This window comes from Flavobacterium sp., from assembly GCF_040382755.1.
Classification (GTDB): Bacteria; Bacteroidota; Bacteroidia; order Flavobacteriales; family Flavobacteriaceae; genus Flavobacterium.
On the sequence record NZ_JBEIET010000075.1, the window covers coordinates 1 to 9,814 of the forward strand.

Here is a 9,814-nt window from a genome sequence, read left to right on the forward strand (position 1 = left end):
AAACCTTAGCAATATAACATTAGAAGAAGTTTTAGATTTATTTTTATTACCAAAATCTTTAGGAACTTATGAAGGGGAAGAAATTGAAGTAAACAATGGCCGTTTTGGACCTTATGTAAAATTTGGAACACAATTTATTTCGCTTTCAAAAGGCGAAGAACCTTTAGATGTAACAATGGAAAGAGCCATCGAATTAATCGATGAAAAAACGAAGGCAGATGCACCTATTGCTACCTATGATAATTTACCTGTTCAAAAAGGCGTAGGCCGATTTGGACCTTTCTTAAAATGGAATGGTATTTTTATCAATGTAAATAAAAAATACAATTTTGATAATTTATCTCAAGCTGACATCAATGAATTAATTGAAGACAAACAACAAAAAGAAATCGAAAAAGTACTTCATTATTGGAAAGAAGAAGGTATTAAAGTAGAAAAAGCACGTTGGGGAAGATCTGTTATTACAAAAGGGAAAATTAAAATTGAACTGAGTAAAGATATAGATGCTACAAAATTAACTCTTGAAACAGTAAAAGAGATGATTGAGAAAAAAACACCCGCTAAAAAAACAGCGACAAAAAAAGCGCCAGCTAAAAAAACTGTAGCTAAAAAGAAATAATTTTATGATATTCGAATATTTACAACCTGTATCTGAAGAAATTCAGGAATTTACAACTCAATTATCTAATCAAACATTAGGTAAAAAAATTGTAATGCATACAGCTACCGATTATCCTAATTTAGAAAACATATCCATCGCACTTATTTGTGTTAATGAAAATAGAGGTGCAAATTTAAACAACGATTCATTTGACTTTACCAACTTCCGTAAAGCATTTTACAGATTATTTCCTGGAAATTGGAACAAAGGCATTGCCGATTTAGGTGATGCATTAGTTGGAAACGAAACAAGTGATACTTATTTTGTGTTAAAAACCATTTGTGCCAGTTTAATCAAACAGAAAATCATACCTTTGGTCGTTGGTGGTTCGCAAGATTTAACTTACGCTATGTATCGTGCTTTTGATCAATTAGACCAAATGGTAAATTTAGTCGCAATTGATAATAAATTCGATTTTGCAAAAGATGAAAAATTAGAATCTGATTCGTATTTATCAAGAATAATTGTTGAAGAGCCAACTAATTTATATAATTTCTGCAGTATAGGATATCAAACGTATTACACTTCTCAAGAAGAAATTGATTTAATTGAGAAATTGTATTTTGACACCTATAGATTAGGCGAAATAAGTAAAAACCCAGCTATTGTAGAGCCTATCTTTAGAGATGCGGATATTATTAGTCTTGATTTAAAGTCTATAAAATCATCCGATTCAGGAAATACGACAGAATTTTATCCAAATGGATTTGATGGTAGAGAAATCTGCACTTTAGCACGATATGCAGGAATAAGTGATAAAGTAAGTGCTTTTGGAATTTTCAATCAATTTTTCAATACCAACGAAAATGAAATCATTGCACAAATTGTATGGTATTTTATTGAAGGATTTCACTTAAGAAGTTACGAATATCCTTTTGAAGACAAAACAAATTATAATAGATACATAGTTTTAGCTGAAGAAGAAGAATTGGTTTTTTATAAAAGTAACCGTTCCGAACGATGGTGGATGGAAATAAATTATCATACCATATACAATAAAACAGTTAAAAAAACGTTATTACCATGTACAAACGATGATTATGTAGCCGCTTGTAACGCTGAAATCCCCGAAAGATGGTGGAAAGCGCACAGAAAAAGCTATTAAAAAAATCGTTAAAAGCATAGCAAAAATCGATAAAATACACTTTTTTTTAGATTATTTTACATTTGCTATTGTATATGTCAAAATAAATAGATAGGTTTGGAGCCTAAAATAAAATAAAATTTTATAACCCAATTAATATGAAAAAGTTTTTAGTATTATCGGCAGCATTAGCTTTACTTACAAGCTGTGGAAAAGGCGATAAAGGTGAACTAGTAGGAGTTAAAGGAAAAAAATGGTTTTCAGAAAAACCGTTTGGTATGACACTTATCCCTGGTGGTGCATTTATCATGGGTAAGTCTGATGATGACATTGCCAATGTACAAGATGCGCCTACTAAAACTGTTACTGTGGTTTCATTTTACATGGATGAAACTGAAATTACAAATAGTGAATACCGTCAATTCGTGGAATGGGTGAAAGATTCTACGATTAGAACACGTTTAGCTGTTAAAGCAGATGAAGATGGTGCTAAACCGGCTGCAGGTGGAAAAAACACAGGAAGCATTGGTGATTTTGCATTTGCTGATGCAGATCCAGCAAAAATGACAGCATATGACAAATATATGTATGAAAACTATTATAGTGTAGGCACAGATGACGATCCATACGCTAATAGAAAAACAAATAAAAAAGTAAAATTAATAAAAGAAACTGCTAAATATCCAGATGCGGCTTATGTAGAAGTAATGGATTCGATGTATTTACCAGAATCAGAATCGTTTAATGGGTTAAAAACGATGGATGTAAGTAAATTAAAATTCAAATATAATCAAGTTGATTTAAACAAGGCAGTAAAGAAAAAAGGACGTAAAAACTTCTATGAAGATGCTAAGCCTTTAGAAATATATCCAGATACAACAGTATGGATTAAAGATTTTGCGTATTCGTATAATGAACCAATGCACAATAGCTATTTTTGGCACCAAGCGTATGGAGACTACCCAGTAGTAGGTGTATCTTGGGATCAAGCAAAAGCATTTTGCGCTTGGAGAACATTGTATAAAAACTCGTATGTAAAAAAACAAAAAGGAAGAGATCAAGTAAATGCGTTCCGTTTGCCAACTGAAGCAGAATGGGAATATGCTGCAAGAGGTGGAATTGAATCAGGTACGTATCCATGGGGTGGACCTTATGCTAAAAACGACCGCGGTTGTTTCTTAGCGAATTTCAAACCAATGAGAGGAGATTATGCAGCAGATGGTGCCTTATATACTGTAGAAGCTAAATCATTTGAACCAAATGATTTCAATTTATACAACATGGCAGGAAATGTAGCTGAATGGACAGATTCTTCTTACGATGCAGGTGCCTATGAATTTGTTTCAACTATGAATCCAAACGTATCAGATAAAGCAAACCAAAGAAAAGTGATTCGTGGTGGTTCATGGAAAGATGTAGGATTTTTCTTACAAGTATCTACACGTGATTTTGAATATAAAGATTCTGCAAGAAGTTATATTGGCTTTAGAACCGTACAAGATTACATGGGAACACAAGTAACAGGAAAAAAAATAAAATAAACAAGAATTTAACTTAACTAATAATTATAACTTAACTAACTAAAATTTTAAATTATGGCAATTTTAAGCAAAAAAGCAATGAATTTCGCTTACGGTATGGGAGCAGCAGTAGTAATCGTTGGAGCACTTTTCAAAATTACTCACTTTGAATTAGGTCCGTTAACTGGAACTGTTATGCTTTCTGTTGGATTATTAACTGAAGCATTAATCTTTGCATTATCTGCTTTTGAACCTGTAGAACATGAATTAGATTGGTCATTAGTGTACCCAGAATTAGCTGGTGGTGAAGCTAAACCAAAATCAGGAAAAAAAGAAAACCCTGAAGAAGCGCAAGGTTTATTATCTCAAAAATTAGACAACTTATTAAAAGAAGCTAAAATTGATGGTGAATTAATGACAAGCTTAGGAAATAGCATTAAAAACTTTGAAGGTGCTGCTAAAGGTATTGCTCCAACTGTTGATGCTATTGCTTCTCAAACAAAATATGCAGAACAAATGGTTAGCGCAGCTACTTCATTAGAAGCGTTAAACAACTTATACAAAGCACAAATTGATGGTGCTCAGAAAAATGCAGATGCTAATGCAGAAATTGCAGAAAATGCATCTAAATTAAAAGAACAAATGCAATCTATGACATCAAACATATCTTCATTAAATGCTGTATATGGTGGAATGTTAACTGCAATGCAAAACAAAGGATAATTAGTTTTATCAAAATAAATTTAATTTAATTAACTAAACTAATTATTACAAAATGGCAGGAGGAAAATTAACCCCTAGACAGAAGATGATTAACCTAATGTATTTGGTTTTCATCGCAATGTTGGCAATGAATATGTCAAAAGAAGTATTATCAGCTTTTGGATTAATGAATGAAAAATTCGAGTCTGCTAACAATACATCTAAACAAACCAACGAGCAAATGTTGGCAGCATTAGACGCAAAAGCAGCTGAGGCAAAAGGAGAATTTGCTGTTGCAGCAGCTACAGCTCATAAAGTTGAAGCGGCAACAAAGAAATTTTATGCTTTTGTTGAAACTATCAAAGCTGAAGTGTTAAATGGCGTAGAAGTAAATGAAAAAACAGGCAAATTAGATTATGAAGCAATGGATAAAGCTGATAATTTAGATAATAGTTTGTTTAATGGAGATGGGTACTCTAAAAGAGGTAATGAAGTAATTGCAGCTATAGAAACTTATAAAACTGAAATGAAATCAGCTCTTGGAAACGAGAAAAAATATTCAGCAATTTTAAATGAGATAATTAAAAAATTTGATTTAGCTGATGTTGCAAATAAAGAAGGTTTAAAAGATAAATACTTAAATTATCATTTTAAAGGATTCCCAGCTGTAGCATCTTTAGCAAAATTAAGTGCTTGGCAAAATGATGCAAAAAAAGGAGAATCTGATGTAATCAGTGCTGCTTTAGGAAAAGCGGCGGTACAAGCAGCTTCATATAGCAATTATCAAGCAATTGTAGTTTTAGAAAAAAATGCATATTTTCAAGGTGAAAATGTTAAAGGTAAAGTTGTTTTAGGGCGTTATGACGAAAACACTAAACCTACTTCATTTCAAGGACCAGGTAGATTAGAAAATGGTCAAGCAGTAATATCTTTAACAGCAGGTTCTGTTGGAGAACAAACAATTAATGGATCTTTTTCATTTTTAGAAGATGGAAAAACAATTCCATTACCATTTAAAGGAAATTATGTAGTTGTACCTCGTCCAAACTCTGCAACTATTTCTGCAGACAAAATGAATGTTGTATACCGTGGTGTTGCTAATCCAATGACGATTTCATTTGCTGGTGTTGCGAATAATAAAGTAAAAGCTTCTGCTCCAGGAATGTCTGGTTCAGATGGTAAATACGTATTAAAACCAGGTGCAGGTAACAGCGTAATGGTTTCAGTTTCTGCAACATTACCTGACGGAAAGGTTGTTACTGACAAAAAAGAATTTAGAATTAAAGGAATTCCTGCTCCTACTGGTAAAATTAGAGGTGAAGTTTCGGCATCAGGATCTAAATCTAATTTAGAAGTTTGTACAATAACAGCAGATTTAATTGATTTTGATTTTCCAGTTAAAGCTCAAGTTACTCAATTTACTATTAAAGTTCCAGGACAACCTTCAAAAGTTGTTAGCGGAAGTAAAATGGATGCTGCTGCAAAATCTGCAATTGCAAAAGCTTCGAAAGGAGATGTTGTTAGTATTTTTGATATTAAAGCGAAGTTTGTTGGAGGAGCTGAAGGACAGCTTGTTAAACAAATTTCACCATGTTCTTTTGAAATAAAATAAAATTTAATAAAATAAAAAAATGAATTGGAGAAATTTTTTATTAGTAACGGTATTTGGTTTGAGCACACTTTCGTTTGCACAATCTAATTTACTAAATGCAAAAACGCCTGCTGAAATCGGTAAGAAAACTGAAGCAGAAAAAAATGCAGATAACGACAAACCATTACCTTATGGTTACATTGGAGATAGAGATGTCTTTATGGGAAAAACCGTTTGGGAAATTATTGATGTGGATCAAAGAGTAAATTTTCCAATGTATTATCCAGTTGAAGCTAATCTAAGTCCAGATAGGAAACCTCTTTATGATGTGCTAAAACAGGGAATTAGAGATGGTAAGATAACTGAAGTTTATGATTCTGGATATTTTACAACTAAAAAAACTTTAGATGAAATAGAAAAATCATTAAAAAAAATTGACACAACTGATGGAGGTAAAGAACTAATTAATGCTGGTGAAAAATTAGAAGCGGATTCTGAATTCATTAATGTAACTGAGATTTCAGCTTATGATGTCAAAGGATACAAAATTAAAGGTTTTTGGTATTTTGACAAACGTCAAGGGGACTTAAGATACAGATTACAAGGTATTTGTCCTTTGGTGCCTGATGTAAACACAATGGGTAAAGATGAAAACAAAAACGATGAACCAGTTGAGTTGTTTTGGATTTATTTTCCATCAGCGAGAGATATTCTTCATAGCGCTAAGGCCTTTAATGAAAGAAACTCTGCTATGCCATTTACATTTGACCATTTGTTAAATGCACGTCGTTTTAATGCCGTAATTTACTTAGAAGAAAATGTGTACGGTGATAGAGAGATAAAAGATTACATGAAGGAAAATGCACAAATGCAATTATTAGAATCAGAAAGAGTAAAAGAAAAAATACGTAATTTCGAATTAGATATGTGGAATTACTAATTAAAATATTTCTCCAATCATAAAAAAACTCTTGCTTCGGCAAGAGTTTTTTTTGTTTAAATTTGTAACCTACAAAAACACTTTTTTTGTCATTTCGACTTAAGGAGAAATCTCATAATCATAATTACTTTATGGTATTTTCCATACGTCGAAATGACAATATTGAAAATAAATTATTATAATAATTTATACATTAATACAATATCAATCGATTTCATTTTTTAAATAAATTTTATAATTTTCTAAATCAATTTTATATATGTTTAATTTATTTAAAATATTCATTCCCAATAATGGCATAATATTGTTACCTTCCATTACAGTAAAATCAACATCATTTATTTTTTTTCCACCAATAATAACACTTGGTATATTCCAAAACTCTACTAAATGTTTTTTTCCATCAGCTGTTTGGGTATAATCTTTTCCTAAATAATTACGTTTTGTAATCACTCCGTTTTCAAGTAAAATATTTATCACATCCTTGCCAATTAATGACATAGTTGCTCCTGTATCAAGAATAAAGTCATAAGTTTTATCAGCAATTTTTATATCTATAATCTTTTGAAAAGCTGTACCTTTTAAATTGATTACATCGTCATACTTCTTTGGGACTACTATTGAATTTACAATCATAAAAAAAAGAGGATAAATTTCAGTTGCTTTTTCATCAAGATTTTCTTCTATATCAGATGTTCCAACACCACAACTAATAAAATGAAGATTAGTTACATCGTGAAAAATATAATTATAATTTCTCATTTTGAGTTTCATTCCCATTTGTTCAGTAACAACTTCATTAACAACTAAAAAACCTGCTCGCCCTGCAATATTCATAGGTTTATAAGAAATAAATTTACCTTCAAAACTATTTTTAGCATATTCCTCTGTAAAAACTTCTTCCTTAAATATTTTATTAATTTCTTCAAATGTCAAATTACCATACTCTTCCTTGGTGTATGGAACCTCATAAGTTAACATACTAATTGTGTTAAAACCGGCTCCACAATCAGATGTAAAAAGCTGGATTATATTAGGTTGTTTGCCTTCTTTTGAAGCCCAACTTTTTGGAATAGTAATAATTAGTTCAGTATTTTTTGATTTTTTATGACCTTTAGTATTAAATGTATAAGTGTAACCATTTGAAAACTCCTTTGAAGGTTGATTTTCATATTCAAAAGACAATATGTTTTCAAGCATGGGCGATTTAATATTTCCTTTTAAGTTATTTTCAATTTCTTTTAAATATTCAGAAGTTTCTTCGTTTGTACTTAAACTAACGTTTGTAGATATTATTTGTTTTAATGAGTCCATTTCTGTTTCAATAGAATTTTCCCATTCACCTAATCCCTTTAAATATTTAATTGCATTTTTTTTACTTTGTCCAAAGTTGGTTGTTAATAATAAATTCAGGTAATTTACCTCTTTACGAAAATTTGGATTTTTTTCAGAAATAGTTGCAAGTGTAGTTTCTATTCCCGTAAAATAGCCATAAACCATTGAAGCCCGAATTGGCTTATCTTGTTTTATTGCTTGACCAAAAGAAAAATTGACAATTAAAAATAATATTATATATTTTGATTTCATAATTAGAGATAAATTTTACAATTTTTCTATTCAAATTTATATTGACAGGAAGTCAAATATTTATTATCAAAAATAGCCAAAATTTATTCAAATACCTCTTTTTTATCTAATAACTAAAACAGCGTTACAATTTTAAGTAAATTTGTAACACTATAACAAAACAAAATGGAAGTTGATTATCTTATTATTGGTTCAGGTTTAGCAGGAATTTCTTTTGCAGAAACGTGTTTGTTACATCATAAAAAAATAATGGTAATAAATAATGCTTCACAAAACTCAACAACTATTGCTGGAGGTTTATACAATCCAATTGTTTTAAAACGATTTACAAAAATATGGGAAGCGGAAGCCCAATTGGCAATTACTATTCCATTTTATAAAAATTTAGAAACAAAATTAGGCACAACATTTTTATATGAAATTCCGTTATTTCGTAAATTAAATAACATTGAAGAACAAAACAATTGGTTTACCGCGTCTGACAAACCTACCCTGTCCAATTATTTAAGTAGTGAATTAAATACTTTAAATAACGAAGCAGTAGTAAGTAATTATAAATTCGGAAAAGTGAATGAAACAGGTTTCTTGGATACTAAAAAATTAAAAGAAAACTATACCAATTATTTAGTAGCAGAAAATTGCTATTTAGAAGAAACTTTTGATTTTTCTAAGTTAGTAATCAAAGATGATCAGATTGAATATAAAGATATTAGATCTAAAAAAATTGTATTCGCAGAAGGTTTCGGTTTACATAACAATCCCTATTTTAACAACTTACCACTTGATGGAACAAAAGGAGAACTTTTAGTTATTAAGTCCGAAAATTTAAAGTTAAATGAAATTATAAATTCAAGTATATGGATTTTACCTTTAGGAAATCATTTATACAAAGTAGGCGCCACGTATGATTGGGAAGACAAAACCAATCAAAAAACCGAAAAAGCAAAAACAGAATTACTTACCCATTTAAAAGAAGTAATTTCTTGCGACTTTGAAGTAATAGATCATTTAGCAGGAGTACGACCAACTGTAAAAGACAGAAGACCACTTTTAGGAAAACACCATCTACACAACCACTTATATATTTTAAACGGATTAGGAACTCGTGGTGTGCTTTTTGCGCCGTATTTATCAGATAAGTTATATCAATATATTGAAAATGGAATCCCATTAGATAATGAAATTTCAATAGAAAGATGTTATAAAAAACTATTTAGATAAGTTTTCTTTCCAATTTTTATCAAAGTGAATAAAAATATTGATCCAGATATTTCTTGACATTCGCATAATAAGGGTATTGCTTAAAATTAAAGCAACAACAATTGAAATAAAAGCCGTTTTTAAATTGGCTTGAAACACAAAATGCGATACTAAAAAGGTAATAATTCCAATTAATACTCCAAGTCCATAACTTACAAACATCGCACCAAAAAAGAAAGAAGGCTCTATTTTATATATTTGTTTACAATGCGAACACGTTTCGTGCATGGCATAAATCTTCAAAACATTAAAAGGGTTTGCATTTAAATACATACTTTCTTCATGACATTTAGGGCAACAACCTGTTATCATCGCATAAATTTTAGACCCTTTACCAAACATTTTTACTATTTTGATGTAAAGGTAAAATAAGTATAGTACTTTTGCACCTTATTAGAAAAAAACATGCTGAATATACATAATCTTTCTGTTTCCTTTGGTGGAACGTATTTATTTGAAGAAGTTACTT

9 protein-coding genes are annotated in these 9,814 nt (G+C 30.4%); 7 read left to right on the forward strand and 2 right to left on the reverse strand.

Features of this window, described 5'->3' with window-relative positions:
- From ABWO04_RS07720 to porN, 6 genes are all read left to right on the forward strand, one after another.
- Positions 1–619, forward strand: a 619-nt coding sequence (locus tag ABWO04_RS07720) for a topoisomerase C-terminal repeat-containing protein (protein ID WP_353078836.1), incomplete at its 5' end; no start/stop codon positions are given.
- 4 nt (positions 620–623) lie between these two features.
- The gene (locus ABWO04_RS07725; RefSeq protein WP_353078838.1) at positions 624–1,766 is read left to right on the forward strand and encodes a formimidoylglutamase; all 1,143 of its coding nucleotides are present in this window, start codon (positions 624–626) and stop codon (positions 1,764–1,766) included.
- Positions 1,767–1,903: 137 nt separating this feature from the next.
- A complete protein-coding gene (gene porK / locus ABWO04_RS07730; RefSeq protein WP_353078840.1) occupies positions 1,904–3,286 on the forward strand; it encodes a T9SS ring complex lipoprotein PorK/GldK in 1,383 nt (460 codons plus the stop codon).
- Positions 3,287–3,340: 54 nt separating this feature from the next.
- Positions 3,341–3,988 (forward strand): type IX secretion system motor protein PorL/GldL, encoded by a 648-nt coding sequence (porL, locus tag ABWO04_RS07735; RefSeq protein WP_291240978.1) that lies wholly within the window; start codon positions 3,341–3,343, stop codon positions 3,986–3,988.
- A 52-nt stretch (positions 3,989–4,040) separates the two neighbouring features.
- The gene (porM, locus tag ABWO04_RS07740) at positions 4,041–5,579 is read left to right on the forward strand and encodes a type IX secretion system motor protein PorM/GldM (RefSeq protein WP_353078842.1); all 1,539 of its coding nucleotides are present in this window, start codon (positions 4,041–4,043) and stop codon (positions 5,577–5,579) included.
- Between the two features lie 19 nt (positions 5,580–5,598).
- On the forward strand, positions 5,599–6,498 hold the full coding sequence (gene porN, locus ABWO04_RS07745) for a type IX secretion system ring subunit PorN/GldN (RefSeq protein WP_353078844.1): 900 nt from the start codon (positions 5,599–5,601) through the stop codon (positions 6,496–6,498).
- Positions 6,499–6,702: 204 nt separating this feature from the next.
- Here porN and ABWO04_RS07750 read toward each other — a convergent pair whose 3' ends face one another.
- On the reverse strand, positions 6,703–8,085 hold the full coding sequence (locus ABWO04_RS07750) for a retropepsin-like aspartic protease (RefSeq protein ID WP_353078846.1): 1,383 nt from the start codon (positions 8,083–8,085) through the stop codon (positions 6,703–6,705).
- 165 nt (positions 8,086–8,250) lie between these two features.
- On the opposite strand from ABWO04_RS07750, the gene ABWO04_RS07755 reads away from it, so the two are divergent.
- A complete protein-coding gene (locus ABWO04_RS07755; RefSeq protein WP_353078848.1) occupies positions 8,251–9,306 on the forward strand; it encodes an NAD(P)/FAD-dependent oxidoreductase in 1,056 nt (351 codons plus the stop codon).
- Here the strand turns inward: ABWO04_RS07755 and ABWO04_RS07760 are convergent.
- On the reverse strand, positions 9,295–9,687 hold the full coding sequence (locus ABWO04_RS07760) for a DUF983 domain-containing protein (RefSeq protein WP_353078850.1): 393 nt from the start codon (positions 9,685–9,687) through the stop codon (positions 9,295–9,297). The genes ABWO04_RS07755 and ABWO04_RS07760 overlap by 12 nt on opposite strands.
- Positions 9,688–9,814: the final 127 nt, after the last annotated feature.

Bases quoted from the DNA above. Each gene is read 5' to 3' on its own strand.
- ABWO04_RS07725 (WP_353078838.1), top strand. From the start codon at position 624: ATGATATTCGAATATTTACAACCTGTATCTGAAGAAATTCAGGAATTT.
- porK (WP_353078840.1), top strand. From the start codon at position 1,904: ATGAAAAAGTTTTTAGTATTATCGGCAGCATTAGCTTTACTTACAAGC.
- porL (WP_291240978.1), top strand. From the start codon at position 3,341: ATGGCAATTTTAAGCAAAAAAGCAATGAATTTCGCTTACGGTATGGGA.
- porM (WP_353078842.1), top strand. From the start codon at position 4,041: ATGGCAGGAGGAAAATTAACCCCTAGACAGAAGATGATTAACCTAATG.
- porN (WP_353078844.1), top strand. From the start codon at position 5,599: ATGAATTGGAGAAATTTTTTATTAGTAACGGTATTTGGTTTGAGCACA.
- ABWO04_RS07750 (WP_353078846.1), bottom strand. From the start codon at position 8,085: ATGAAATCAAAATATATAATATTATTTTTAATTGTCAATTTTTCTTTT.
- ABWO04_RS07755 (WP_353078848.1), top strand. From the start codon at position 8,251: ATGGAAGTTGATTATCTTATTATTGGTTCAGGTTTAGCAGGAATTTCT.
- ABWO04_RS07760 (WP_353078850.1), bottom strand. From the start codon at position 9,687: ATGTTTGGTAAAGGGTCTAAAATTTATGCGATGATAACAGGTTGTTGC.